Source organism: Stenotrophomonas maltophilia (assembly GCF_013464915.1).
GTDB lineage: Bacteria > Pseudomonadota > Gammaproteobacteria > Xanthomonadales > Xanthomonadaceae > Stenotrophomonas > Stenotrophomonas maltophilia_AT.
In genome coordinates this window covers 38,407-62,221 of the sequence record NZ_RAVT01000026.1, presented here as the reverse complement: position 1 = coordinate 62,221, position 23,815 = coordinate 38,407, and the positions used below count along the sequence as shown (strand labels likewise).

Here is a 23,815-nt window from a genome sequence, read left to right as displayed (position 1 = left end):
GCGCTCCATGAAAAAGATGCCTCGCTGGCTTGCCGTGTTTGCGGCCCTGTTGCTGCCCTTTGCTGCCGTCGCGCAGCAGAAGGGGCTGGATATCGACATCATCGGCGGCAATGCCTCCGCGCTGCCGATCACCATCGTGCCGATGCCCTACCAGGGGTCGGCGGCTGCACCGCAGACCGACGTCGCCGGCGTGGTCCGTGCCGACCTGGAGCGTTCGGGCCAGTTCCGCACGCTGCCCGAAGCGCAGATCGTCGAGAAGCCGGTGCGCGGCGGCGACATCCAGTTCGCCACCTGGCGTGCGCTGAAGCAGAACTACATCGTGGTCGGCCGCGTGCTCGACGCTGGTGCTGGCGCCTACCGCGTCGAGTACGAACTGTTCGACGTGCCCAAGGGCGAGCGCCTGCTGGGCCTGGCGATGACCGCCCGTGGCAACGCCATGCGCGACGTCGCCCACCAGATGGCCGACGCCATCTATGAAAAGATCACCGGTGTGCGCGGCGCCTTCTGGACCCGCATCGCCTACGTGACCGCCAGCGGCAAGGGCGACGCCATGCGCTATGCGCTGATGGTGGCCGACTCCGATGGCTACAACCCGCAGACCATCGTGCGCTCGGCCGAGCCGCTGCTGTCGCCGTCGTGGAGCCCGGATGGCAGCAAGCTGGCCTACGTCAGCTTCGAGCGTGGCAATTCGGCCATCTACATCCAGAACATCGGCACCGGCGCGCGTGAGCTGGTCACCAGCTTCCGCGGCATCAACAGCGCCCCGGCGTTCTCGCCGGACGGCCGCAAGCTGGCCCTGACCCTGTCGCGTTCGGGCAACCCGGAAATCTACGTGATGGACCTGGGCAGCAAGCAGCTGACCCAGCTGACCAACCACTTCGCCATCGATACCGAGCCGACCTGGGCGCCGGACGGCAGCGCGGTGTACTTCACCTCCGACCGGGGCGGCCGTCCGCAGGTCTACAAGGTCGGCGCGGGCGGTGGCAGCGCAGAGCGCGTGACCTTCCAGGGCAACTACAATGCCAAGCCCTCGGTCTCCTACGACGGCAAGAAGATCGCCGTCGCCCAGGGCTCGGGCAACAGCTACAAGATCGCGATGATGGACAGCTCGCTGGGTTCGCCGCGCTGGAGCACGCTGTCCCCGGGTTCGCTGGATGAATCGCCCAGCTTTGCGCCCAACGCAAGCATGGTGTTGTACGCCGCCCGCGAAGGTGGCCGTGGTGTGTTGTATGCCGTCTCGGCCGATGCGCGGGTTCGCCAGCGCCTGGTCCTGGCCGATGGTGATGTGCGCGAACCGGCATGGTCCCCATACCGTACCCAGCGCTAAAAGAGTGTTAATATTTTCGTTGTCTTGAACCCCTCATCGGCCTAGGAGCCACAAAGGTATCGCCATGAACAAGTCCACCCGCGTTCTGCTTGTTTCCCTGCTGTCTGTGGCCGTCCTGGCCGGTTGCTCGAAGAAGGTGAAGGAAGAGCCGGCAGCCCCGGTCGACACCGGCACCTCGACCACCACCCCGACCGGTCCGTCGACCTCGGGCCTGTACGGCCCGGGCGACCTGGACACCGACGCTTGCCTGCGCCAGCGCGTTGTCTACTTCGACCTGGACAAGGAAGACGTGAAGCCGGAATTCCAGGCCATCATGGCTTGCCACGCCAAGTACCTGCGTGACCGTCCGTCCTCGCGCATCACCCTGCAGGGTCACACCGACGAGCGCGGTTCGCGCGCGTACAACCAGGCCCTGGGCGAGCGTCGTGGCAACGGCGTCAACTCGGCCCTGCAGGCCAACGGTGGCTCGGCTTCGCAGCTGACCGTCGTGTCCTACGGTGAAGAGCGTCCGGTCTGCACCGAGTCGAACGAGTCCTGCTGGTCGCAGAACCGTCGCGTCGAAATCGTCTACACCGCGCAGTAATCCATGCGCATTGGCATCAAACTGATGCTGGTCGTTGCGGCAGCCCTTGTGGCTGCCGCACCGGCGCATGCACAGCGACAGAGCCTGGCTGACCGTGTCGGCGCGCTCGAGCAGCAGATGTACAACAACAGTGCCAACCAGGACCTGTTGAACCAGATCAACCAGCTGCGGCAGCAGGTCACCAGCCTGCAGGCCTCGATCGAGCAGTTGCAGCACGACAACGCCCAGCTCAAGCAGTCCGCCCAGGACCAGTACCTGGATCTGGACAGCCGCCTGAACCGGTTGGAAGGGGGCAATGCCGCCCCGGCCCTGCCGCCCGTTCCGGCGAGCGCGCCGAAGGCCGCACCGGCCCCGGCAAAACCCGCAGCGGCGGCCACTTCCGAGCGGCCGCCTTCGGTCCATGGTGATGCCGGCAGCCTCGCCGCCACCGGCGACGAGCGCACCTCCTACAACGTCGCCTTCGATTCGCTGAAGGCCGGCAAGTACGATGATTCGGCGCAGCTGTTCCTGAGCTTCCTGCAGCTGTACCCGAACGGCGTCTACGCGCCGAACGCGCTGTACTGGCTGGGCGAGAGCTACTACGCCACCCGCAATTTCCCGATGGCCGAGACCCAGTTCCGTGAACTGCTCGCGCGCTATCCGACCCACGACAAGGCCGCTGGCGGCCTGCTCAAGGTGGGCCTCTCGCAGTATGGCGAGGGCAAGGTCGACCAGGCCCAGCAGACGCTGGAGACCGTCGTGGCGCAGTACCCGGGCTCGGACGCCGCGCGCACCGCCCAGGACCGGCTGCAGTCCATCCGCCTCGGCAAGCAGATCCGCTGATCCGCCTGACCCGGCGTACAATAGCTGCCCTGTAGAGCCGAGCCCACGCTCGGCTGCTTTCGTTTCCGGATCGGCAAGCCCGCCCGGACCCGGTAGCGCCGGGCCACGCCCGCCGGCTCGCATTACCGGCTGGGCCACACCCGACCGGCCGCTGTTGTAGAGCCGAGCCATGCTCGGCTGCTTTCGTTACCGGCTGGGCCATGCCCGCCCGGTTGCTGTTGTAGAGCCGAGCCATGCTCGGCTGCTTTCGTTACCGGCCACGGTAGCCCACCCGCCACGTGTCCCACCAAGAAGTGCCCGCCATGACCGCCGTTACCCCGTCCAACGCCGTCGCCACCCCCAGCGACATCGTGCAGTCGCCGCTGCCGCGCCTGAAGATCACCGAGATCTTCACCTCGCTGCAGGGCGAAGCCGATACCGCCGGCTGGCCGACCGTGTTCGTGCGCCTGACCGGCTGCCCGCTGCGCTGCCAGTACTGCGACACCGCCTACGCCTTCCATGGCGGCACCTGGTGGGACATCGACGACATCGTGGCCGAGGTGCTGGCCCAGGGCGTGCGCCACGTCTGCGTGACCGGCGGCGAGCCGCTGGCGCAGAAGCGTTGCCTGGTACTGCTGCAGAAGCTGTGCGACGCCGGCATGGACGTCTCGCTGGAAACCTCCGGCGCGCTGGACGTCAGCGCGGTGGACCCGCGCGTATCGCGCGTGGTCGACATCAAGACCCCCGGTTCGGCCGAAGTGGCGCGCAACCGCTGGGAAAACCTGCCGCTGCTGACCGCCCGCGACCAGATCAAGTTCGTCATCTGCAGCCGCGAGGACTACGACTGGGCCAAGGCCCTGCTGGCCGAGCACGGCCTGGTGAAGCGCTGCACGGTGTTCTTCTCGCCCAGCAAGGGCGAGATCACCGCGCGCCAGCTGGCCGACTGGATCGTTGAAGACCGGCTGCCGGTGCGCTTCCAGATGCAGTTGCATAAAATCCTGTGGAACGACGAGCCGGGCCGATGAGCCCAGGCAACGTTCCCTGATGTAGCTCCGGCGCGGGACAGCGTGCTGGCTTTCCCCTCCCAACCGGATGTTTTACCCATGAAGAAGGCAGTCGTGCTTCTCTCCGGCGGCATGGATTCAGCCGCCGTCATCGCCATGGCCCAGGAACAGGGCTTCGCCGTGCATGCCCTGAGCGTGCGCTACGGCCAGCGCCACACCTCCGAACTGGACGCCGCCGCCCGCGTGGCCAAGGCGCAGGGCGTGGTCGCGCACAAGACCGTGGACGTGGACCTGCGCAGCATCGGCGGCTCGGCACTGACCGACGACATCGACGTCCCCGAGGCCGGTGGTGCCGGCATCCCGGTCACCTACGTGCCGGCGCGCAACACCATCATGCTGTCGCTGGCGCTGGGCTGGGCCGAAGTGCTCGGCGCGAACGACATCTTCTGCGGCGTCAACGCCGTGGACTACTCCGGCTACCCGGACTGCCGCCCCGAGTTCGTGGCCGCGTTCCAGGCGCTGGCCAACCTGGCCACCAAGTCGGGCGTGGAAGGCGCGGGCATCAAGGTGCACGCACCGCTGCAGTTCCTCAGCAAAGGCCAGATCGTCAGCGAGGGCGTGCGCCTGGGCGTGGACTTCGGCCTGACCGTGTCCTGCTACAACGCCGACGCCAACGGCGCCGCCTGCGGCCACTGCGACGCATGCCGCCTGCGCGCACAGGGCTTCGCCGAAGCCGGCGTGCCGGACCCTACGCTGTACGCCTGAGGGAATGGGGGCTGATGCCCCCAATGGTGGGTGCGAACCGTTGGTTCGCACTCCCTGTCCCGCCGCTACCGGCGGCTGGAGTCTGGTAGTGCCGGCCGCTGGCCGGCAGCCTCATCAGGCAACCACCCCGATGCCTCGATGAAGGCCCGCACCGCCTCCGGATCGGCGTAATCCAGCTCGATCATCCGCGCGATCCCCGCCTTCTCATCGGCCTGCTGCCGCATGTACTCCTGCGCTATGCGATACCCGGCGTAGTACCCCAGATCACTCACCCCGAACGGATTGCGGGCGCTGTTGTACAGCCAGTTGTCCAGATCCTCGCCGTCCATTTCAGCGACGAAGCGCGCGCGGATTTCAGCCTCGTGCGCGGGCCCGTAGGCATACAGCGGCAACGCCGGCCGGCGCCCACTCAACCGCTCTGCCACGTACTCAGCCACACCCTCGCGCACCGCGTACTGGGCAAGGCTGCCGGTGGTCTCACGCTGCTGCGTGTGCACGTACTCGTGCAGGTTGTTCTGTGCGTTGTTCGTGCCCGGCCGGCTGTCGTAGAAGATCCGCAGGCGGTCGCGCATCTTCACGGGGAGTTCGCTCACGTCCACGTGCTCATCGCCCAGCGCCATCTCCGCGCCAATCAGTACCTTGTCGCCCAGTGTGGTGCCGCCGGTGCGCAGCACACCCACTGCATAGGTGATGGTGGCCGGGCGCAGGGCAGGGTAGAGCGCACGGAACGCGGCCAGATCGCGTTCCAGCGTGGCACTGGCCTGCTGCGCGTTGGCGGTGAGCGGTCGTACCGAGGCCCAGAAGCGCGGCCACGCGTTCATGGCCTCGGCGTATTCGTGGGCGGTGTAGTTGCGCACCTGCATCAGCGCATGCAGGCCGGGGCTGCCCGGATCGATGTAGTGCTGCTGGACCAGCGCCACCTGGCGTTCGGCATCGGGTTCGGCGCGCACCGCATCGTAGGTGGCCCAGAAGCGGGTGATGTCGTCGGTGACGATCTGGGACGGGGCGGCCATGGCTGTGCAGGGCAGCAGCAGGGCGGCAAGCAGGCTGAAGGGCAGGCGCATCCGGAGTTCCGCGGTGGGACCACAACTGGGATGCGCCATTGGCCCGGAAGGTTTAAGCCCGCGGCCCAGATCGAGGTAGTGCCGGCCGCTGGCCGGCAGCCTCGGCACACCAGGGTTTCACGCGACCCACCAAAGTAGGGTAGAATGCCCACCCCGCCGAAAGGCCGGGGCAGTGCAATGGGCCGTTAGCTCAGTCGGTAGAGCAGAAGACTTTTAATCTTTTGGTCGAAGGTTCGAATCCTTCACGGCCCACCATTGCATCAATGACCCAGGTCATCCAGAAAGGCACCGCCAAGCGGTGCCTTTTTTGTTGCTTGCCGCCAAACGCCTACCGGGCCTTGGCACCCTGCGCTCGGGCCGCCTCGCGTTCCGCTGCTGCCTGTGCGGCAGAGGCTGCGGCGTTGGCGGCCCGTTCGGCCGCAGCACGATCCGCATCGAACCGCGCCTGCCGCTGGGCGCTGTAGGTGCGTTCCAGTTCTGCCGACGCGACGTAGCTTTCCGGATGCTTCGAGGCGCAGGCCTGCTGCACAAGCTGCACAGCGCGATCGGACAGGCCAGGCTGAATGTTGCTGAGCAGGCAATCGGCGTACGGTACGGATGCAGCGGGGCCAGCAGCCAGCGCGGCAACGATCACGACATTCAACATGCAAACCTCCTTGTAGGTTTCGATGGGACTCGGGATCGGTCCGGCGCCAGTATGGGCCGGTTCGTGGCACTGGTGCATCTACTCCGGCCGCACATCCCGGCACACCAGCTCCGCCAGGCTGCGGACGGCGAAGAACAGCCCCTCGACCAGGCCCTCATCCAGATGGCATTCCAGTGTTTCCATCGATCAACAGCGGTCAGCAGTGCGCAGCATCTCCGCCACGGTCAGAATGCCGACGCCGTCGAGCAGCGTGGAGTGGGGCCACCTACCCGCCCCTCCTGGGGCTCCTGCAGGTTCTGGTGCCGCAGCCGTAGACCATTGCCTAGCTTAAAAAACTGAGCTGCCAGTTGATACGAGCACGCCCGCGGTGGAGCTGTAACCTGGCGAGCCCGTCATGCCGGAGCATGACGGGTCCCGGACGACGCAATGCGCTGATCGACGCAACTTCCCGTCGCCTGCCAGGAGCAGGCCAGCGTGTTCGGCGGGGAGTAGTCGCCGCATGCATTCGTTGCTCCTATACGCACGGTCCGGCGAGAAATGTGGATAGCCTGATGGCCGACGGCTGATTGGCCATGCTCCGAAGGCAATGAGCCTAACCGCCAACTCTTCCTGCCACGGAGTAGAGTGGCTCGAGGATCCACTCGTACAGTCGTCTACGCTCTCCCATGATGTCCGCTTCCAAACGCATCCCAGGGCGCAGTGCTTCCGGCACCCCATACGCCAGAACACTTTGCTTATCCAAGGAAACAAGCACCCGGTAGACGGGCTCTCCGGTTTCACCTCTGGAGTTGGCAGCTGCAACTGCACTTCTAGAAACACGAATGACCGTGCCTTCGTGGCTTCCAAATTTCTGGTATGGATAGGCCAGATAACGCAGTAGCACGCGATCACCGGGCTTGACGAACCCTATTGCGGCGCTTGGAACCAACAGTTGTGCGCGCAACTGTGACCCTTCTGGCAGGAGGCTAAGAATCGGTTGACCGATTTGCACCGCCTGCCCCGTTTCTACCAATCTACTGGCAACCAGACCAGAGACCGGAGCGCGCAACAACAACTCGCCGCTGGCCTCTGCCTGAACAGACTCCTGGCTGAGCGCCGCCAAGTCACGCTCAGTCGTAGCTTGGGCAGCACGCCGCTGCTCGGGAAGTTCTGCAAGTGACTGGTCTAGTTGAGCAAGCGTGCGGCGCATTGACGTTGCCTGACGCTGCAGAGATTGCTGTGCATTGAGCATGTCCAACATCGACTGTTCCTGCTGGCCAAGTTGGATCAAGCTGACATAGCGTTGATCGACCACTTGACGAAAGCGCTGAACTGTTTCCTGGCCAATGCGCACCTGCTCCCCACGAGTGTGGATCTCGCCTTCGATTTGCTTCAACTCACGACGCAATGCGTCGCGTTGCTGCTCAATGCCACGCTGCTGGACCTGCAGTTGTCGATCTTGTGCGTCCTGAAGCGTGCCCAAGCTCACAGCCCGAGTCTCTTGACCATCACGCATGACCTTAAGCGCATCGTCACCAGCTGCCGTGACTCGTGGCACGTTGATCAAGAGCAATGCCGCCTGGCGCTGAACACGGTCGCCTTCTTCTGCATGCAGAGCGGCGACAACGCCAGCAGAAGGCGCTACGACCGTGGAGAGGCCAAGATCCGGAACCAACTCGCCCTCCACCCTCGACCGTCGGGTGTACTCTCCAAAGGTGAAGAAGCCCAACACAACTGCAGCAGAGCTGGCCGCCAAGATCGCGAGCACCCACAGCTTGATGGGCTGGGCAAGTGAGATGCTTCCAAGCCAACTTCCTCGCTTGGCTTCGAGAACTTCCCGGCGAAACAGCCCGTTCATGCAAGCACCTCGCTGGTAACTGACCGCTCGCTCTCCGGACTTGTCGAAGGGTGCAGTTCGCGAACGATCGCGCCTGCATGCATGACCAGTACTCGATCGGCGCTGGCAATCGTCTCTGGACGATGCGCAATGACGATGCGCGTCAAGTCAAGCTGACGCACTGCCTCGTTGACCTGACGTTCGCGCTCCACGTCAAGGTGACTGGTCGCCTCGTCCAGGAACAACAACTGGGGTTTCCGATACAAGGCTCGCGCCAGGATCACCCGTTGCTTCTGGCCACCAGACAAAGTGGTGCCCATATCGCCAATCAGACTGTTGTATCCCATGCTCATTGCTGCGATGTCGTCGTTCACTGCAGCGAGCTTGGCCGCCTCCCGAATACGATCTTCGTCAATACTCTCACTCTCAAAGCTGATGTTATCGCTAATGCTTCCGGCAAAAAGTTGATCATTCTGCATCACTGCGCCAATGACGCGGCGGTAGTGCTCCATTCCAATATTCTGCAGTGGAACCCCGCCAATCCGGATTTGCCCTTCGGTTGGCGTCAGGAGTCCAAGCAACAGCTTAAGAAGAGTGGTCTTTCCACAGCCAGATGCCCCAACAATTGCGACCGACTCTCCGGGCTCGATCGACAAGTTGCAGCTGCGAATCACCCACGGCTCCCCAGACGCATAGCGGAAGCTCAGGTTCTCCACCTCAATACGCAACTCGGTCGGCAGGCCCAGTCCGCCTCCACACTCTCCGGTAGCTTCAGGCTCGGTCAGCACGATGTCAGATAGCCGCTCTCCATGCAGCCTGAGCATCCGGAACTCTACCCATTTTTCGATCAGACCACTGATCCTTTGAGCGAACTGATCCTTGTAGGCGAGGTAAGCGATGAGCATGCCAACCGAGAAAACGTTCTGCATCGCCAAGATAGCTCCGATCCAGATGACTGCAATGCGCTCTATACCAAAGATGAGTTGACTGGTGCCGTTGAACGCCAGCCCGAATCGCGCAAGCCCAACGTCGCGATTGATCGTTTCATTCATCAAGTTGTAGTAGCCCGAGCGGCGTAGCGTTTCCCTGCCTGCAATCTTGATGGACTGCACGCCCCGAATGGTCTCCATCAAATGGCTCTGCTGAAGGGCCGATGCGATCAGCTGCTGCTCAGTACCGTTGCGAAGAGCACGGAATGCCAAGGTTCGCACGATCAGGTAGAGACTGACGGCGAGCAGCGTCACCAATGCAAGCTTCCAGCTATAGAGCAGCATCATGCCAAGCGTCACGACCGCCATGAGGCCATCAATCAAGGCTTCCACAAAGCTTGTCGTAAGGGTCCGCTGGATGGCCTGCACGCTGCTCATGCGTGAGGTGATATCACCCAGATGGCGCTTCTCGTAGAAATCAAGTGGAAGCCGAATCAAATGGCTGAAGACATTTCCCATCCATTGTAGGCCGAGTCGATTGGAGAGATGGATGACTGCCCATCCCCGCACCGCTCCAATTCCTATCTGCAGTAGCAGTGCAAAGCCAAACCCAATGCCGAGGACCGTCAGAAGATCTCGATCTGCCGCGATCAACACCTGATCGACGACCCACTGCATGAAGAAGGGGGCCAGCAACACAAAGACCTGCAAAGCCAGTGATAGAAGAAGAATGAGCCCAAGTGCGCGCCATAGACCACTGACCCTGCCGGTCAATTGTGAAATTGCGATCGCGGGCGCCGGTATGGATGGACGCATATCAGTATCGGGGTTCAGCTCTAGAGCAACTCCCGTGAAATGATGTGAGAACTCCGCCAAAGGCAGAACGCGTTTTCCGAATGCCGGATCAAGGACCGTAACGTGACGCTTGCTGACGTGTGTGAGAACAACGAAGTGATTGAGGTCCCAATGCAGGATGCATGGAAGTCTTAGATCCGCCAAGTGCTCCAGATCCAATCGTAGTGGGCGGCAGAGAAAGCCCATCTGCACCGCGATGTCCATCAGCTGGGAGAGTGTCGCACCCTTGAGGGATAGCGAATGTCGCCTGCGCAACTCGCGCACGCCTATCCGATTTCCATGATGGGAGGCAATCATGGCTAGGCAAGCAAGGCCGCACTCAGCAGCTTCTGATTGTAGAACAGCATCCATTGCTTCGCGTTTCCTGGGTAATCGCCAAGCCGCCAAAGAGCCAATGTGGCCGCAGCGGCTTTGAGAAGAGGGTGACGGCGGACGTTCTTTCCGTTCTCCATAAATACACAGAAGGAGTCGGAGTTCGCAATAGCTACTTCTTAGTGAGCGCGGCTTGCGAGTGACCTTCGATCAGTAGTGGGTGCTGCAATGGATTGAAATTATTCCTACGTCGATTGTTGTTGACGGAGCGAGAACCCAGATGTTATCCCTGGTCCCAAGATTGATTGGTTCAACGGTTGGGGCCTCGGCGCGCCGCAGGGCAATGTAGATGTCTATTGAATGTTGATTTCGATGCAGGGACGAATCGTCCAGGTTTGAAAAGCTTGGTGGGAGGATGTCGAGTCGATGCGCGTGCCGGGAGATTCATTGACCGTCCGGTGTCGCTGCTTGGAATTCCTGATGTGTCAGGAGCCCATGGCGTAGGGTATGCGCCTTTTTGAAAAGGAGTTTTTATGCGTGAACTGACTATCTTTGAAGTGTCTGAAGTCTCCGGCGCTGCGTCTCTGGCTCAGCCGATTGACAATCCCCAGTCGGAGTACGGGAAAACCCTCAACGACGCCGCTCAGCTGCTGGATAACATTGGATCCGCCATCGGCATCTGGCTGTACGATACGTTCAACTAAGCGCCAATCGAAATGAGTGCGAGGGAAGGGCGCAACCTTCCCTCGCCTTCGGAGGGTACTAGCATCAGACTCAGGGATGTCGTTGGGATTGTGGTCGCCGCCGTATTCCTGCGGGCCGCATTGGAAATTCTTGCTGGATCCGTGTATCGAGGGGACGCGTACTACTGGTCGTTGCTGTTCCAGTTGGTGATGTATGGCGTCATGTTCGCCTTGTTGCGCAGAGATGCCTTGCTCGTTGGGATGTACAGCGGAAGCAGGCTTGGCAAACCTCTCCTTGTCGCGATTGCCCTGGCCGCTGCATTCGTGGGGGTTACGGTGGCAGGTCAACAGGTCATCAGGGACGTTGCTTCACGTGTTGGAACGGGAGATTTTCTGACGCCGGCAGCTGTCGTTTCTCATGGCACGTATTCGATGTTCAGCGCCAGGGTGGTGGCATTCGTTGTCGTAACGTGCCTGGTTGCCCCATTCGTTGAGGAAGTCATTTTTCGCGGGGTTCTGATCGGGCGGGGTGTGATCAGAGGCAGCAATGTCAGGAGGGTTGTGGTCTCATCTTTGATCTTCGCTGCGTTCCACGCGTTGTCCGGCCACATCGTCAATGCCTTCATCTTCTCCATGGTCTGCGGCTTTCTCTTCTGTCATTTCAGGTCGATAGTTCCTGCATTCGCGTTCCACGCCACGTTCAATATGCTCGCCTTCCTGTGGAGCTACTACCTTGCCCATGATGGCGCGGGGGGAGTGATGGACCAGACGATGTTTGGAGTGGATGCGTACCATTTGTGGTTCTGGGTTTCCATCACTGCCTTTGCGGGCTGTACTTTCTGGATACGTAGACGCGGGGCGTGGCGGGAGCACGGTTTGCATCGATGAACGCCAGCGGAGCCCGCAAGCGGACTTGGGGGGCGATGATCAGTAGATCAACGTCGCGCTGATTCATTGTTCAGTGCCATCGCCGTTCTGCTGAACGGAGCTTCGGTAAGGCCGGTGTCGGCCTCTTTCACTTGGGGCCTTTTTGCCAGCCCCGCGTTGGGCTCCGGATTCATCCGATACTTCACGAGCCCGTGCAGCAGCATCATGTTCCGCTGCAGGAGGGGGCGCATGTAGTGCCTTCCCGCTGTGCGCCTACTCCAGCCGCACATCCCGGCACACCAGTTCCGCCAGCCCACGGACGGCGAAGAACAGCCCCTCGACCACGCCTTCATCCAGATGGCGTTCCGGCGCTGCCATTGCCCGGCAGCGGTCGGCCGCGTGCAGCATCTCTGCTACGGTCAGCATGCCGATGGCCGTCCGTTCCACGCGCGACAGTGCGACCTTGCGTCCGGCGGAAAGCCTGGTTTCAGGCCAGGGCAGGCCATCCGCACCCTCGCCAGCGCGGATACGCTCAAGGCAGCCCAGGAAGGTGCTCAGTTCGGGCGAGGGGTTGTCATTGTCATCGTTGACGCTGGCGGTATCTGAAGCATAGGTCGGACGCTGGGTCATGTCGGCTTCCTCGGCGCTGGGGGGAATGCCACCGCGCAGGACGGGTGGCAGGCGATGCGTGGCTGCAAGCCGGAATGACATCACGCAGTAACCGGCGGGCCCGAAGACCCCCACGCACCGCCCACCATGAAGGCCGACGGATCACCCGCCGGCACGGTCCAAAGACAGTGTCGGCGGGTGAGCGCAAACAACAGCGTGAATGTCATTGCGGGCTTGCAGGCCCGGGCCACCCGTTGTCGGTGGCGCTGCATGGTGTTTACGCACGCGCTTGGATTTCAATGAGGATTCTCCGAAGAGAAATGCGGAACCAAGGCGCGCGACGATGGTGGCGCAGGCGCATCTGATGCAGCAAGCGACAGCACGCGACGTGTTCATGCTTGCGCCCGGTCTATCGCGTTGGCAAATGTCGAGAACAGCTGGTGGCGGCGATGATGCCGTGATGTATCACGCGGAAAGTTGGCGTGATTTTCGCCTGCAGTGATGGCATGACCTGCGAGTCATGTCCTCAAATATCGGTGCATTTGCGACGCCTTGGCGCTGGCGTCCACGTTGGGGGGATGCATTGTAGAGCCGAGCCATGCGCGGCTGCGGTTTGCACCAAGGCCTAGCCGAGCGTGGGCTAGGCTCTACAGTGATCCATCGACGCATGGCGTGGATCTACGCATCTGGCAGGGGTGTTGAGCGTGCCGAAGCCGCCAATGCCTGCGGCAGGGCGGTATCCTCGGTCTCTTTCCCAGGATGGGTTTTCCCCATGCGCCTCATCGTGCTGTCGCTGTTGTTGTCCGCTGTCTCCACCACGCCACTGATGGCCGCCGAACCGGCGCCGTCCGCGCAGACAACGCCGGCCACGCCGCTGGTGATCGGCGAGACCTTCACCATCGAATCGAAGGCGCTGGGCGAGACCCGCCGCATCAACGTCTATCGCCCGCAGCCCTGGGGCCTGGACCCGAAAACGCCGCTGCCGGTGCTCTACATGCCCGATGGCGGCATCGGCGAGGACTTCCTGCATGTGGCCGGGCTGGTGCAGGTGCTGAGCGGCAACGGCAGCATGCGTCCGTTCCTGCTGGTCGGCATCGAGAACACCGAGCGCCGCCGCGACATGACCGGCCCCAGCAACGACCCGCAGGACCAGAAGATTGCGCCGCGCATCGGCGGCTCGGCGGCCTACCGCACGTTCCTGCGCGATGAACTGATGCCGCAGGTGCGCCAGCGTTACCCGACCACCGACGAGCGCGCGCTGATCGGTGAATCGTTGGCCGGCCTGTTCGTGGTTGAAACGCTGCTGCAGGAACCGACACTGTTCAACAGCTACATCGCGCTGGACCCCAGCCTGTGGTGGAACCGGGGCACGATGTTGGCCGCTGCGGCCAAGCGGCTGCCGGCGGTGACGCGTGCGCAGCCGCGCGTGTTCCTGGCCAGCAGTGGGCAGCCGGAGCTGGCTGCGTCCGCCGCGCAGTTGGCCACGCTGCTGCAGCAGGCATCGCCGTCGCCGCTGGTGAAATACCTGCCGCTGCCGGAGGAAACCCACGCCACCATCTATCATCCGGCCGCATTGCAGGCGCTGCGCACGCTGTTCCCGGCGCCGCCGCCGGCCTCGCCCTGACCGCACTGGCAGCGGCTTGCGCACCATGCAAGGATGCGGCAGCGGCGCCATCCGGTGCGCCGCCCGCAACGGGAGAGTGTGGATGCTGCGTGTGCGTGGATGGAGTGTGGCGGCCTGCCTGGCCGTGAGTGGCTGTGCGATGTCGGTGGCGCCGCCGGCAGCGCAGAGTGAAGCGAAGGAGAGCCCGGCCACCGCTGCGCCGGGTGTGGTACTGCCGGATACCGAAGCGCTGCGCGTGCACGACCCGGTCGGCCGCGATTACCCGGTCTGGGTGGCGTTGCCGGCCGACTACGCCGCACATCCGGAAAAGCACTACCCGGTGCTGTACGTGACCGATGCGCTGTACAGTTTTCCGTTGGTGCGCAGCGTGCGCAACATGGTGGGGCAGAAGGGCGTCAACCTGGAGGATTTCATCCTGGTCGGGCTGCCGCCGCAGGAGGGCCTGACTTCCAAGCAGAGCCGCTCGCGCGATTACACGCCCAGCGACCCGGCGCGTACCGATCCGCGTGATTACAGCGATGACGTCAGCTACGGCGGCGCGGCGCACTACCGCGATTTCCTCGCTGAGCAGGTGCTGCCGATGATCGATGCGCGCTACCGCACCGATCCGGCGCGGCGTGCCTATGCGGGTCATTCCTATGGTGGCCTGTTCGGGGCCTATGTGCTGACCACGCGCCCGGACATGTTCCGCACCTACATCCTGTCCAGCCCATCGCTGTGGTTCGACGACCATCGGGTGCCGCGCATGCAGGCCGAGGCCAAGGCGCCGGCGCAGCCGACCACGGTGGTGTTGTCGGTGGGCAGCTTTGAAACGGTCAAGCCTGAGCCGCGATATTTCACCCGCAACGACATGCTGCGCCACAACGCCGAATTCGCCGAGCAGCTGCGCAGCAGCGGGCGATCGGTGAAGGTGGAGAACATGGTGATCGATGACGAGGACCACTTCACCGTCTACCCGGACATGATCACCCGTGCGCTGCTGAAGGTGTTCCCGGGTACCGGACCGTACAGCAGCGGTTGATGGTGGGCGGCATCCACGCATGGCGTGGATCTACTGCAAAAAACCGGTAGATCCACGCCGTGCGTGGATGAATGCCTCAGGCCGCCTGTGCATCCGGTCCGGTCAACACGCCCACATCGGCGTGCCGGAAGCACAGCCGGATGGCGTCGAGCAGCTCGCTCATGTTGTAGGGCTTGGGCAGGAAATGGATGCCATCGCGCAGCTGCGGCAGCACCTGGTGCTGGTCCATGCCCGACGTCACCAGGATCGGCAGCTGGGGATGGAGGCCGCGGACCCGGTTGGCGGCTTCAATGCCGCTGATCGGGCCCAGATTGACGTCGGTGAACAGCAGGTCGAAACGCTCGCCTGCGGCCAGCAGGCCCAGTGCCGCTTCGGCGGAGCTCACGCCCACCACGTGGCAGGCCTGGCTTTCCAGCGCAAGACGGCTCAGCTCGCGGGTTTCCTCGGCGTCCTCGATCAGCAGGACGCGGGGTTCAACGTGGCGCTTGGACAGCAACATGACGCTACAGCTCCGGAAAGCAGCAATGAAAAGGCGCGCAAGTATGCGCAAGCCGGGGGTGATCCCGGCGTGCACGCCAGGCTAAGTGGGCGTTACAGCGGGCGCTGGCGCCGCTGGCGTACCTGCCAGGCCAGTACCGCTACTGCCAGCCGGGCAGTGCCGATGCGCAGGCTGGTGGCCTGCCAGCCGAGCGCGACGGCGTCATCAAGGCTGAACACATTCCAGGCCAGGTTCATCGACACGTGCAGCACCAGGCCACACCAGAGGGTGTCGCCATCCAGATGGTCCAGCCAGGCGAAGATGAAGCCGCCCAGCGCGATGACCGCGCCGACGAACAAGGCGGTGCCGCCGCCGTCGAAGCCGCCGAAACCCAGCCAGTGCACCCAGCCGAACAGCAGCGCCTGAGGCAGCGCGAGCAGGGCCCACGGGCCGCGAATGAGCTTCACCAGCAGCACGAAGCCGAGGCCGCGGAACAGCACTTCCTCGGCCAGCGGGAACAGCACGGCAAGCATCGTTGCATCCAGGGCGGTCAGTGCGGCGTTGGGCGTGCCCAGCAGCGCCAGGCCCAGCCAGCAGGGCAGGCTGGCCAGCAGCACCCACATCGGGCCGCGCCAACTTTTCCCCCGCAGGCCGAGGCTGGCCATCAGGCCCAGCCCGCGGGGGCGCAGCAGTGCGGCCAGCAGCAGCGCCAGCAGCACGGCCAGTGCGTTGTCGAGCAGGCTGCCGCCGTAAGGCATAGGCAAGGCGGGAATCGGCGCGCCTGCGGCCGCAGCAACATCACGCAGATTCAGACCGAGGCCGACGCCGAGCAGCACCAGCAACAGGCGTAGTGGGCCGGGCAAACGGGACAGGACGGTCATGTACGCACTCCTTGCGGGTCTGGGCGCAGTGTGCGGGCGCAGCGGCGGCTGAGGCGCACGCCGGAAGTCCCTGTGCCATCGGTCATGCGTTGCCGCACAGTCATCACAGGGCAGGTACAGTCGATGCCAGACCGACAGGAGCAATGCCGATGCTGTGCCCCGTGTGCAAGACCCAGACCCTGCAGATGGCCGAGCGCCATGGCATCGAGATCGATTACTGCCCCGGTTGCCGTGGCGTGTGGCTGGACCGTGGCGAGCTGGACAAGATCATCGAGCGCGCCGGTGCCGGTGCCGGTGCTGCAGTACCGCCACCCGCGCCGGTGCAGTCGCAGCCGGCCGCTGCGCCGCCGCCGGTGATGCACCGCGATACCCGCCACCTTGGCCAGCGCTACGAGGACAACCGTGGCCAGCAGTACGGCCACGGCTACAAGAAAAAGAAGAAGGACAGCTTCCTGTCGGAGCTGTTTGATTTCTAGGCGCGCCGCTTTTGTAGAGTCGAGTTTGCTCGACTCTAAAAAGGCTGGAAAGCAGTCGAGCAAGCTCGACTCTACGGCGCGATTACCCGCGGCGCAGAATGAACTCGCGGTCGTGGGTGTCGCCGACGATGAACTCGTACTCGCCGACCTTGCTGCAGCCGTAGCGCGCGTAGAAGCGTTGCGCGCCGAAGTTCTCTTCCCATACGCCCACCCACAGGGTGCGGCGCTGCGGGTGGTCCAGCCACGCCATGAACGCTTCCATCAGGCGCGCGCCATGGCCGCCATTCTGGTAGGCGCCCAGGATGTAGAAACGCTTCAGTTCGATGTCGCCTTCGCGGGCCTCGGCATGCGGCAGGGTGTTGGCACCGGCGGCCAGGTAGCCGACCACGCTGTTGCCGTCCATCAGCAGCCAGATCGCACTGCGCGGGTCGGACAGTTCGGCGCGCTGCGGTTCGCTGCTGTAGTGCGCCTGCAGGAAATCCTGCAGCTCCTGGGCCGGGTACGAGTCGCCCCAGGTTGCGTTGTAGGTGGTGATGGCGATGGCCGACAGCGCGTCGACATCGGCGAGGGTGGCGCGGCGGATCTGCAGCGACATGGCGGGGCCTGCATTGGAACGTGGCGCAGTGTAGCCGGCCCCGGCGGCTGCCGGGGCTGGCGGTTGCTCACATTCCGCTGATCAGAACCACATGCGGATGCCGGCCACCCAACGCGTGTCGCGCGCGTGGTCACCGGCATAGTCGGCGGTGCCGCCGAAACTGCGTTCGTGGCTGATACCGATGTACGGCGCGAAGCGGCGGCTGAACTCGTAGCGCAGGCGCAGCCCGGCTTCGACCTTGTTCAGTCCGCGGCCGATGCCGTATTCCGGCTCGTCCTTGGCTGCCACCGTGGCTTCCAGCAGCGGCTGCAGGATCAGGCGGTTGGTCAACAGCACGTCGTACTCGACCTCGGCCTTGGCCAGCACCTGGCCGCCGGAGCCCATGTACAGCGTGGCCGAGCTCTCGAACTTGTACGGCGCCAGGCCCTGGATGCCGATCGCCGCCCAGGTGCGCGAGTCGGCGGGACGGAAGTCCTGGCGCACGCCGACCAGCACGTCCCACCACGGCGACACGCTGCGGCCGTACAGGGCTTCCAGCGATGACGACTCGGTGCGGCCACGGCTGCGTTCACCGTCGGTGCGCAGCCACAGGCGGTTGATGTTGCCGCCGATCCAGCCGGTGGCTTCCCAGGCCTGGCCGTTGCTGCTCTTGCCGTCCCAGTGTTCAAGGCGATCGATCAGCAGCAGGCTGTTGATCTCCGGCGCGTGTTCCATCGCGCCATGCGCGATCGGCGGGAAGGCGGCGGCGCGGTCGGCATCGGTGGGTACCGGAATCGGTTCGCGCGGTTCGGTCGGCGCAGGCGTGCCGTGGCCCATCGCCGCGTGGTCCATCCTGGAGTGATCCATGCCGGAATGGTCCATCGCCGCTGGCTGCATCGCGCCGTGGTCCATCTTCGAATGATCCATGGTCGAGTGGTCCATCTTCGAATGATCCATCTTCGAATGATCGACCGGATCGACCGGCGTCGTCGCGGTCTTCGCAGGCGCGTCCATCGCGCCCATGTCATGGCCCGCGTGCGACTGCGCGAACACCGGCAGTGCGGCGGCCAGGCCCAGGGCCAGCAGGCTGGGGGAAAGCACTGAGCGGTTCATTCTTCGATCCTCACTTCGCGCATCATCCCCGCTTCCATGTGGTACAGCAGATGGCAGTGGTAGGCCCAGCGACCGAGTGCATCGGCACGCACGCGATAGCTGCGGCGGGTGCCCGGCGGCATGTCGATGGTGTGCTTGCGGACCTGGAACTCATCTTGCGCGTTTTCCAGATCGCTCCACACGCCGTGCAGGTGGATCGGGTGCTGCATCATGGTGTCGTTGACCAGCACGATGCGCATGCGTTCGCCGTAGTTCAGCCGCAGCGGCTCGGCGCTGGCGAACGGGATGCCGTCGAACGACCAGGAGAATTTCTCCATGTGGCCGGTCAGGTGCAACTCGATCTCGCGGATCGGCTCGCGACCATCGGGGTCTTCGAACAGGCTGCGCATCGCGCCGTAGGTCAGCACCTGGCGGCCGTTGTCGCGCAGGCCGATGCCGGGGTCGTCCAGCTTCGGTTCGGAGGCCGAACTCTGCATGTCCACCAGCGGGTTGTTGCGTTCGCTGGCAGGGTGCTTCGGTGCCTTGCTGGCGGCATCGCCACCGCCGTGCGCACCGTGGCCCATGCTGGCGCCGCAGCCGCCTTCCATGCTCTTCATCGCGGCCATGTCGTGACCGCCATGCCCGCCCGAGCCCATGTCATGCCCCATGTCGCTCATCGTCAACAGCGGGCGCGGGTCGCGCGCAGGGATCGGTGCCTGCAGGCCATGGCGCACCGCCAGCGTGCCGGCGGCGTAGCCGGTGCGGCCCATGTCCTGGCAGAAGATGGTGAAGGCGTCCTGGCCGGTCGGCTCAACCAGCACGTCGTAGGTTTCTGCCGGGGCGATACGGAACTCGTCGATGCTGACCGGATGGATGTACTGGCCATCGGCGGCCACCACGGTCATCTTCAGGCCGGGGATACGCACATCGAAGTAGGTCATCGAGGCGCCGTTGATGAAGCGCAGCAGCACCTTCTCGCCACTGCGGAACAGCCCGGTCCAGTTGCCGGCCGGGGCGGTGCCGTTCATCAGGTAGGTGTAGGTGTGCGCGTTGATGTCGGAGATGTCGGTCGGCGTCATCCGCATCCGGCCCCACATGCCACGGTCCGACAGCGCGGCCGACCAGCCCGCGCGCTTCACGTCACGCAGGAAGTCGGGCAGGGTGCGCTTGTAGTAGTTGTCATGCTCGGCGAGCTTCTTCATGCGCCGGAACAGCGCGCCGGGATCCATGTCGGTCCAGTCCGACAGCATGATCACGTGCTCGCGGTCGTGGTGGTACGGCGCCGGTTCGGCCGGGTCGATGATCAGCGCACCGTACAGGCCGGCCTGCTCCTGGAACATCGAGTGGCTGTGATACCAGTAGGTGCCCGACTGCTTCAGCTGGAAGTGGTAGTGGTAGGTCTCGCCGGGGCCGATGCCGTTGAAGCTCAGGCCCGGCACGCCGTCCATGTTGGCCGGCAGCAGGATGCCGTGCCAGTGGATCGAGGTCGGGTGGCGTTCCAGCGTGTTGCGTACGAACAGATCCACCGTCTGGCCTTCGCGCCAGCGCAGGATCGGCGCTGGCAGCGAGCCGTTGACGGTGATCGCCGGGCGGGTACGGCCGGTGAAATTGGCCAGCGATTCGCCGATGGCCAGTTCGATGCGGGTGTCACTGAGGACAGCGGGCGCACCGGCCAGGCGTGGGGTGGCAGTGGCCGCGGCAAGCGCGCGCTGCGGCACGCCGACGGCAGCGATGCCGGCGACCACGCCACCGGCGGCAAGACCCTGTACGAACAGGCGTCGCGACGGCATGGGCACAGCGCCCGGACCGGGGGGATTGCGGGTATTCATGGTGGAGACTCCAGACACGGAAAGACGCCGGCAGGCGGCCGGCTCCGGTGCGCAGGGCGCACAGTGCGTCGGGAATCAGCCGATGGGAGGGCGTGAGATGGGCGGCAGCGGTGGCGCCGGGCGGCCGGTGGCCGGCATCGGCTGCGGGGCCAGCGACAACGCCGGGCCCGCCAGGTACGGCAACGGCTGCACCACCAGCAGCGGGTGCTGGGCGCAGCTGCGCACGCAGTCCTTGATCTGGCAGTGGGCGTCGTGGGCGGGGGCCTTGGCCTGCGGGGCCTGGTCGGCCTGCATGGCGGCGTGGTGGTGGCAGTCGGCATCACCGCCTTCAACCGGGGCGGCCATGGCATGGGCCATCCGCCCCATTTCCTCATGACCGCTGGCCATCGCCGCGTTCAGCCCGTTGAGCAACAGGCTGAGCATGAGCAAGACACGAAGCAGGGTCGAGGCGAGGGACATGGCGCTAATCTAGCCGCAAGCGGGCGTGGATGCACTTCCGGCTGAATGGCCGGTTCAAGGTTGGACCTGCACCAATGTCCCGGCGCACGGGTTGCGGTAGCGCCAGGCCATGCCCGGCGAGCGCGTAGCGCGGCGCGGAAAAACGGTCACCCCTCTTCGCGCACGATCTCGACCAGGCGCGGGCCGTAGCGGCTCAGCTTGGTGCCGCCGATGCCACCCACCCGGGCCAGTTCATCCAGGCTGGTCGGGCGTTGCTCGGCGATGTTGCGCAGGGTGCTGTCGTGGAAGATCACGAAGGCCGGCACGTTCTGTTCGCGCGCCAGTTCGGCACGCAGGCCGCGCAGGGCGTTGAACAGGGCCAGATCCTGCGGCAGTACCGACAACCCGGTGCGCTGCGCACTGCGCTCGCGTCCACTTGTGCTGTTGGCCGGATCGCGGCGCATGCTGATCTGACGGCGGCCGGTCAACACGTCGCGGCTGGCATCGGTCAGGCGCAGGCCACCGTGGCCCTCGCTGTCCACTTCCAGCAGGCTGGCGGCGACCAGTTGGCGGAACACGCTGCGCCAGGTGCGTGCATCCAGGTCGCGACCGATCGCATAGGTACTGAGCTTATCGTGGCCCTGCTGCTTCACCTTCTCGTTCTCGCTGCCACGCAGCACGTCGATCAGGTGGCCGACGCCGAAGCGCTGGCCGCTTCGGTAGACACAGCTCAGCGCCTTCTGCGCCGGAATGGTCGCGTCCCACGAGGCCGGCGGCGTCAGGCAGTTGTCGCAGTTGCCGCAGGGCTGGGGATAGGTCTCGCCGAAACCGGCCAGCAGCACCTTGCGTCGGCACTGCATGGATTCGCAGTAGCCCAGCAGGTGATCGAGCTTGCCCCGCTCCAGCTGCTTGCGTTCTTCGCCGGCCTCGGATTGTTCGATCATCTGCTTGAGCAGGACCACGTCGCCCAGGCCGTAGCACAGCCAGGCTTCGGCGGCTTCGCCATCACGGCCCGCGCGGCCGGTTTCCTGGTAATAGCCTTCCATCGACTTGGGCAGGTCGGTATGTGCGACAAAGCGCACGTCCGGCTTGTCGATGCCCATGCCGAAGGCGATGGTGGCGCACATCACGATGCCGTCCTCGCGCAGGAAGCGGCGCTGGTTGTTCGCGCGCACTTCAGGCGGCAGGCCGGCGTGGTAGGGCAGGGCATTGAAACCCTGGCCGCACAGGAACTCGGCGGTTTCCTCGACCTTTCGCCGCGACATGCAGTAGACGATGCCGGCTTCGCCACGATGGCCACGCAGGAAGTCGGTCAGCTGTTTGCGGGCGTTGTCCTTCTGCACCACGGTGTAGCGGATGTTGGGGCGGTCGAACGAGCTGACGAAGTGGCGGGCTTCCTGCAGGTCCAGCCGCTCGGCGATCTCACGCTGGGTCGGTGGGTCGGCGGTGGCGGTGAGCGCAATCCGCGGGATCTGCGGCCAGCGCTCGTGCAGCACGGTCAGCTGGCGGTACTCGGGGCGGAAGTCATGGCCCCACTGCGACACGCAGTGTGCTTCGTCGATCGCGAACAGCGCGATGTGGCTGCGCGACAGCAGCGACAGGAAGCGGCCGGTCAGCAGGCGCTCGGGGGCGACATAGAGCATGTCCAGCTCGCCCGCGAGCAGTTCGCGCTCGACGCGGCCGGCGGTCTCGGCATCCAGGGTTGAATTCAGGTACTCGGCACGCACGCCGAGCTGGCGCAGGGCTTCGACCTGGTCCTGCATGAGCGCGATGAGCGGCGAGATGACGATGCCACATCCGTCACGCAGCAGGGCCGGCACCTGGTAGCACAGCGACTTGCCGCCGCCGGTGGGCATGAGGACGAGTGCGTCATGTCCGGCAGCCACGTGCTCCACGATGTCCTGCTGGGGACCACGGAAATCGTCGTAACCAAAGACGCGTTGGAGCAGTTCGTGCGCGGGACGGGAAGCCATCCAGCTAGTTTACCTCCCGGAGGCGGCGGCAGGGCTGCGCCCTGCACCCGCCGAATCAACGGCAACGTCAACGTCAAAAGCGGGCTATCCGTGGGTTGGCGGGGCGGTGTCGGATTGCGGGGACGCCGTGAACCCATCCTTGGGGGCTTGGCAGCCGCATCCATGCGGCTGACACCCCGCAATCCGACACCGCCCCGCCTTCGACAGTTGACCGGCGGCTCGTAGATCCACGCCATGCGTGGATGAAATCTGTCAGATATCGACAAACAAAATGGGGTCAGAGCCGTTTTMCTGCGGAAAACGGCTCTGACCCCAATGGCTTTGCCGGCAGATCGCGGAGACCTGTCGAAGGCGGGGTGGGTTCGGTGGCAGGGGTGTCCGCGGCATGGATGCCGCGGCCAAGCCCCCATGGACGGGTTTACGGCGTCCCCTGCCGCCGGACCCACCCCGCCAACCCACAGGAAACCAGCTTTTGCTCCGGCTGTTGCCGTTGCAGTGGCCTCTGCGGGTGCAGGGCGCAGCCCTGCCGAGACCCCCCAAACCCTTACTGGAGCAGGGAGCGCAGCATCCAGGCGTACTTCTCGTGGGTCTGCAGGCGCTGGGTCATCAGATCCTCGGTCGGCGCGTCGTCGCCCTTGGCCGCCACGTCCAGCACTTCACGTGCCGTACGGCAGACCGCTTCGTTGGCGACCACCAACTGGCGTACCATTTCACGCCAGTCCGCACTGTCGGTCAGGCCCGGTTCCTCGGCGATCGAGGTCAGCGCAGCGAATTCCCGGTAGGAGCCCGGGGCATTGAAGCCCAGCGCGCGGATGCGCTCGGCCACGTCGTCCAGTGCCGCCCACTGCTCGGTGTACTGCGTCTCGAACATGGTGTGCAGCGAGTTGAACATCGACCCGGTCACGTTCCAGTGGAAGTTGTGCGTCTTCAGGTAGAGCGTGAACGCATCGGCCTGGAAGCGCGACAGGCCGTCGGCGATCTTCTTGCGGTCGCCCTGGGTGATCCCGATATCGATGTTCGGCGCCGACGGTGCCGCCGCTGCAAGCTTCTGCTTGCCGGTCTTGGCCTTGGTCGTGCTCTTGGTCTTCGCCATGGGGTTCCTCCTTGTGGAATCGTTGGCCTTCACAATAAACCGGTCGTGATGACTGGTCGCTTTCAAAGTTTTGAA

At 64.5% G+C, this 23,815-nt stretch carries 25 protein-coding genes and 1 tRNA gene; 12 read left to right on the top strand and 14 right to left on the bottom strand.

All coding sequences use genetic code 11. From position 1 onward, the window contains the following. Window positions 1-7: 7 nt before the first annotated feature. The 5 genes from tolB (at window position 8) to queC (ending at window position 4,480) form a co-directional block, all read left to right on the top strand. On the top strand, window positions 8-1,327 hold the full coding sequence (tolB, locus tag D7T59_RS09780; protein WP_032128528.1) for a Tol-Pal system beta propeller repeat protein TolB: 1,320 nt from the start codon (window positions 8-10) through the stop codon (window positions 1,325-1,327). A 64-nt stretch (window positions 1,328-1,391) separates the two neighbouring features. Then, window positions 1,392-1,910 (top strand): peptidoglycan-associated lipoprotein Pal, encoded by a 519-nt coding sequence (gene pal / locus D7T59_RS09775; RefSeq protein ID WP_005410748.1) that lies wholly within the window; start codon window positions 1,392-1,394, stop codon window positions 1,908-1,910. A gap of 3 nt (window positions 1,911-1,913) precedes the next feature. Beyond that, window positions 1,914-2,732, top strand: coding sequence for a tol-pal system protein YbgF (ybgF, locus tag D7T59_RS09770; protein ID WP_033832980.1), 819 nt, complete (start codon window positions 1,914-1,916; stop codon window positions 2,730-2,732). Window positions 2,733-3,034: 302 nt separating this feature from the next. Next, entirely contained in the window at window positions 3,035-3,736 is a 702-nt protein-coding gene (gene queE / locus D7T59_RS09765) for a 7-carboxy-7-deazaguanine synthase QueE (protein WP_180852428.1), read from the top strand. Window positions 3,737-3,814: 78 nt separating this feature from the next. Further along, window positions 3,815-4,480 carry a 7-cyano-7-deazaguanine synthase QueC gene (gene queC, locus D7T59_RS09760; RefSeq protein WP_005410745.1) on the top strand — a complete coding sequence of 222 codons (666 nt, stop codon included), beginning with the start codon at window positions 3,815-3,817 and terminating at the stop codon, window positions 4,478-4,480. A gap of 65 nt (window positions 4,481-4,545) precedes the next feature. On the opposite strand, the gene D7T59_RS09755 is transcribed toward queC, so the two are convergent. Further along, window positions 4,546-5,544, bottom strand: a complete 999-nt coding sequence (locus D7T59_RS09755) for a DUF2268 domain-containing putative Zn-dependent protease (protein WP_180852427.1) — start codon at window positions 5,542-5,544, stop codon at window positions 4,546-4,548. 179 nt (window positions 5,545-5,723) lie between these two features. Between D7T59_RS09755 and D7T59_RS09750 the strand changes: the two genes are divergently transcribed. Continuing rightward, window positions 5,724-5,799 (top strand) — tRNA-Lys (locus D7T59_RS09750). A 73-nt stretch (window positions 5,800-5,872) separates the two neighbouring features. On the opposite strand, the gene D7T59_RS09745 is transcribed toward D7T59_RS09750, so the two are convergent. From D7T59_RS09745 to D7T59_RS09735, 3 genes are all read right to left on the bottom strand, one after another. Further along, the gene (locus D7T59_RS09745) at window positions 5,873-6,190 is read right to left on the bottom strand and encodes a hypothetical protein (protein WP_180852426.1); all 318 of its coding nucleotides are present in this window, start codon (window positions 6,188-6,190) and stop codon (window positions 5,873-5,875) included. A gap of 592 nt (window positions 6,191-6,782) precedes the next feature. Beyond that, complete coding sequence (locus D7T59_RS09740) at window positions 6,783-8,027, bottom strand: HlyD family secretion protein (protein ID WP_180852425.1); 1,245 nt, start codon at window positions 8,025-8,027, stop codon at window positions 6,783-6,785. Next, window positions 8,024-10,141, bottom strand: a complete 2,118-nt coding sequence (locus D7T59_RS09735) for a peptidase domain-containing ABC transporter (protein WP_180852424.1) — start codon at window positions 10,139-10,141, stop codon at window positions 8,024-8,026. The genes D7T59_RS09740 and D7T59_RS09735 overlap by 4 nt, the downstream gene beginning before the upstream one ends. 494 nt (window positions 10,142-10,635) lie before the next feature. On the opposite strand from D7T59_RS09735, the gene D7T59_RS09730 reads away from it, so the two are divergent. Then, window positions 10,636-10,806, top strand: a complete 171-nt coding sequence (locus D7T59_RS09730) for a hypothetical protein (RefSeq protein ID WP_180852423.1) — start codon at window positions 10,636-10,638, stop codon at window positions 10,804-10,806. 90 nt (window positions 10,807-10,896) lie between these two features. After that, window positions 10,897-11,673: a CPBP family glutamic-type intramembrane protease gene (locus D7T59_RS21435; RefSeq protein ID WP_180852422.1), complete on the top strand. Its 777-nt coding sequence runs from the start codon at window positions 10,897-10,899 to the stop codon at window positions 11,671-11,673. 47 nt (window positions 11,674-11,720) lie between these two features. Here the strand turns inward: D7T59_RS21435 and D7T59_RS09720 are convergent, their stop codons facing one another. Continuing rightward, window positions 11,721-11,879 carry a hypothetical protein gene (locus tag D7T59_RS09720; protein WP_180852421.1) on the bottom strand — a complete coding sequence of 53 codons (159 nt, stop codon included), beginning with the start codon at window positions 11,877-11,879 and terminating at the stop codon, window positions 11,721-11,723. Window positions 11,880-11,925: 46 nt separating this feature from the next. After that, window positions 11,926-12,363 (bottom strand): hypothetical protein, encoded by a 438-nt coding sequence (locus D7T59_RS09715; protein ID WP_258013101.1) that lies wholly within the window; start codon window positions 12,361-12,363, stop codon window positions 11,926-11,928. Between the two features lie 187 nt (window positions 12,364-12,550). Between D7T59_RS09715 and D7T59_RS21200 the strand changes: the two genes are divergently transcribed. The 3 genes from D7T59_RS21200 (at window position 12,551) to D7T59_RS09705 (ending at window position 14,906) form a co-directional block, all read left to right on the top strand. Continuing rightward, a complete protein-coding gene (locus D7T59_RS21200) occupies window positions 12,551-12,763 on the top strand; it encodes a hypothetical protein (RefSeq protein WP_180852420.1) in 213 nt (70 codons plus the stop codon). Window positions 12,764-13,033: 270 nt separating this feature from the next. Then, window positions 13,034-13,885: an alpha/beta hydrolase gene (locus D7T59_RS09710; protein WP_180852419.1), complete on the top strand. Its 852-nt coding sequence runs from the start codon at window positions 13,034-13,036 to the stop codon at window positions 13,883-13,885. Between the two features lie 82 nt (window positions 13,886-13,967). Beyond that, a complete protein-coding gene (locus D7T59_RS09705; protein ID WP_164138008.1) occupies window positions 13,968-14,906 on the top strand; it encodes an alpha/beta hydrolase in 939 nt (312 codons plus the stop codon). A gap of 76 nt (window positions 14,907-14,982) precedes the next feature. Here the strand turns inward: D7T59_RS09705 and D7T59_RS09700 are convergent, their stop codons facing one another. Together D7T59_RS09700 and D7T59_RS09695 are read right to left on the bottom strand one after the other, a co-directional pair. Then, window positions 14,983-15,405, bottom strand: coding sequence for a response regulator (locus D7T59_RS09700; RefSeq protein ID WP_164138006.1), 423 nt, complete (start codon window positions 15,403-15,405; stop codon window positions 14,983-14,985). Between the two features lie 92 nt (window positions 15,406-15,497). After that, window positions 15,498-16,265, bottom strand: coding sequence for a CPBP family glutamic-type intramembrane protease (locus tag D7T59_RS09695; protein ID WP_180852418.1), 768 nt, complete (start codon window positions 16,263-16,265; stop codon window positions 15,498-15,500). A gap of 149 nt (window positions 16,266-16,414) precedes the next feature. Here D7T59_RS09695 and D7T59_RS09690 point away from each other — a divergent pair, with 149 nt between their 5' ends. Further along, complete coding sequence (locus D7T59_RS09690; RefSeq protein ID WP_180852417.1) at window positions 16,415-16,741, top strand: TFIIB-type zinc ribbon-containing protein; 327 nt, start codon at window positions 16,415-16,417, stop codon at window positions 16,739-16,741. 82 nt (window positions 16,742-16,823) lie between these two features. On the opposite strand, the gene D7T59_RS09685 is transcribed toward D7T59_RS09690, so the two are convergent. The 6 genes from D7T59_RS09685 to D7T59_RS09660 all read right to left on the bottom strand — a co-directional run bounded on the left by D7T59_RS09685 (window position 16,824) and on the right by D7T59_RS09660 (window position 23,740). Beyond that, complete coding sequence (locus tag D7T59_RS09685; RefSeq protein ID WP_180852416.1) at window positions 16,824-17,336, bottom strand: GNAT family N-acetyltransferase; 513 nt, start codon at window positions 17,334-17,336, stop codon at window positions 16,824-16,826. 81 nt (window positions 17,337-17,417) lie between these two features. After that, on the bottom strand, window positions 17,418-18,428 hold the full coding sequence (locus D7T59_RS09680; protein ID WP_180852415.1) for a copper resistance protein B: 1,011 nt from the start codon (window positions 18,426-18,428) through the stop codon (window positions 17,418-17,420). Continuing rightward, complete coding sequence (locus D7T59_RS09675; RefSeq protein WP_180852414.1) at window positions 18,425-20,236, bottom strand: copper resistance system multicopper oxidase; 1,812 nt, start codon at window positions 20,234-20,236, stop codon at window positions 18,425-18,427. The genes D7T59_RS09680 and D7T59_RS09675 overlap by 4 nt, the downstream gene beginning before the upstream one ends. A 75-nt stretch (window positions 20,237-20,311) precedes the next feature. Further along, the gene (locus D7T59_RS09670) at window positions 20,312-20,695 is read right to left on the bottom strand and encodes a CopL family metal-binding regulatory protein (RefSeq protein ID WP_180852413.1); all 384 of its coding nucleotides are present in this window, start codon (window positions 20,693-20,695) and stop codon (window positions 20,312-20,314) included. Window positions 20,696-20,841: 146 nt separating this feature from the next. After that, entirely contained in the window at window positions 20,842-22,647 is a 1,806-nt protein-coding gene (recQ, locus tag D7T59_RS09665; protein ID WP_180852412.1) for a DNA helicase RecQ, read from the bottom strand. Between the two features lie 544 nt (window positions 22,648-23,191). Beyond that, the gene (locus D7T59_RS09660; RefSeq protein ID WP_006439098.1) at window positions 23,192-23,740 is read right to left on the bottom strand and encodes a Dps family protein; all 549 of its coding nucleotides are present in this window, start codon (window positions 23,738-23,740) and stop codon (window positions 23,192-23,194) included. Between the last annotated feature and the right edge of the window lie 75 nt (window positions 23,741-23,815).

Bases quoted from the DNA above. Each gene is read 5' to 3' on its own strand.
- D7T59_RS09700 (WP_164138006.1), bottom strand. From the start codon at position 15,405: ATGTTGCTGTCCAAGCGCCACGTTGAACCCCGCGTCCTGCTGATCGAG.
- tolB (WP_032128528.1), top strand. From the start codon at position 8: ATGAAAAAGATGCCTCGCTGGCTTGCCGTGTTTGCGGCCCTGTTGCTG.
- D7T59_RS09660 (WP_006439098.1), bottom strand. From the start codon at position 23,740: ATGGCGAAGACCAAGAGCACGACCAAGGCCAAGACCGGCAAGCAGAAG.
- D7T59_RS09710 (WP_180852419.1), top strand. From the start codon at position 13,034: ATGCGCCTCATCGTGCTGTCGCTGTTGTTGTCCGCTGTCTCCACCACG.
- D7T59_RS09735 (WP_180852424.1), bottom strand. From the start codon at position 10,141: ATGGATGCTGTTCTACAATCAGAAGCTGCTGAGTGCGGCCTTGCTTGC.
- D7T59_RS09695 (WP_180852418.1), bottom strand. From the start codon at position 16,265: ATGACCGTCCTGTCCCGTTTGCCCGGCCCACTACGCCTGTTGCTGGTG.
- D7T59_RS09690 (WP_180852417.1), top strand. From the start codon at position 16,415: ATGCTGTGCCCCGTGTGCAAGACCCAGACCCTGCAGATGGCCGAGCGC.
- D7T59_RS09715 (WP_258013101.1), bottom strand. From the start codon at position 12,363: ATGTCATTCCGGCTTGCAGCCACGCATCGCCTGCCACCCGTCCTGCGC.
- queC (WP_005410745.1), top strand. From the start codon at position 3,815: ATGAAGAAGGCAGTCGTGCTTCTCTCCGGCGGCATGGATTCAGCCGCC.
- ybgF (WP_033832980.1), top strand. From the start codon at position 1,914: ATGCGCATTGGCATCAAACTGATGCTGGTCGTTGCGGCAGCCCTTGTG.
- pal (WP_005410748.1), top strand. From the start codon at position 1,392: ATGAACAAGTCCACCCGCGTTCTGCTTGTTTCCCTGCTGTCTGTGGCC.
- D7T59_RS09705 (WP_164138008.1), top strand. From the start codon at position 13,968: ATGCTGCGTGTGCGTGGATGGAGTGTGGCGGCCTGCCTGGCCGTGAGT.
- D7T59_RS09670 (WP_180852413.1), bottom strand. From the start codon at position 20,695: ATGTCCCTCGCCTCGACCCTGCTTCGTGTCTTGCTCATGCTCAGCCTG.
- recQ (WP_180852412.1), bottom strand. From the start codon at position 22,647: ATGGCTTCCCGTCCCGCGCACGAACTGCTCCAACGCGTCTTTGGTTAC.
- D7T59_RS09675 (WP_180852414.1), bottom strand. From the start codon at position 20,236: ATGAATACCCGCAATCCCCCCGGTCCGGGCGCTGTGCCCATGCCGTCG.
- queE (WP_180852428.1), top strand. From the start codon at position 3,035: ATGACCGCCGTTACCCCGTCCAACGCCGTCGCCACCCCCAGCGACATC.
- D7T59_RS09680 (WP_180852415.1), bottom strand. From the start codon at position 18,428: ATGAACCGCTCAGTGCTTTCCCCCAGCCTGCTGGCCCTGGGCCTGGCC.
- D7T59_RS09720 (WP_180852421.1), bottom strand. From the start codon at position 11,879: ATGATGCTGCTGCACGGGCTCGTGAAGTATCGGATGAATCCGGAGCCC.
- D7T59_RS09755 (WP_180852427.1), bottom strand. From the start codon at position 5,544: ATGCGCCTGCCCTTCAGCCTGCTTGCCGCCCTGCTGCTGCCCTGCACA.
- D7T59_RS09740 (WP_180852425.1), bottom strand. From the start codon at position 8,027: ATGAACGGGCTGTTTCGCCGGGAAGTTCTCGAAGCCAAGCGAGGAAGT.
- D7T59_RS09745 (WP_180852426.1), bottom strand. From the start codon at position 6,190: ATGTTGAATGTCGTGATCGTTGCCGCGCTGGCTGCTGGCCCCGCTGCA.
- D7T59_RS09685 (WP_180852416.1), bottom strand. From the start codon at position 17,336: ATGTCGCTGCAGATCCGCCGCGCCACCCTCGCCGATGTCGACGCGCTG.
- D7T59_RS09730 (WP_180852423.1), top strand. From the start codon at position 10,636: ATGCGTGAACTGACTATCTTTGAAGTGTCTGAAGTCTCCGGCGCTGCG.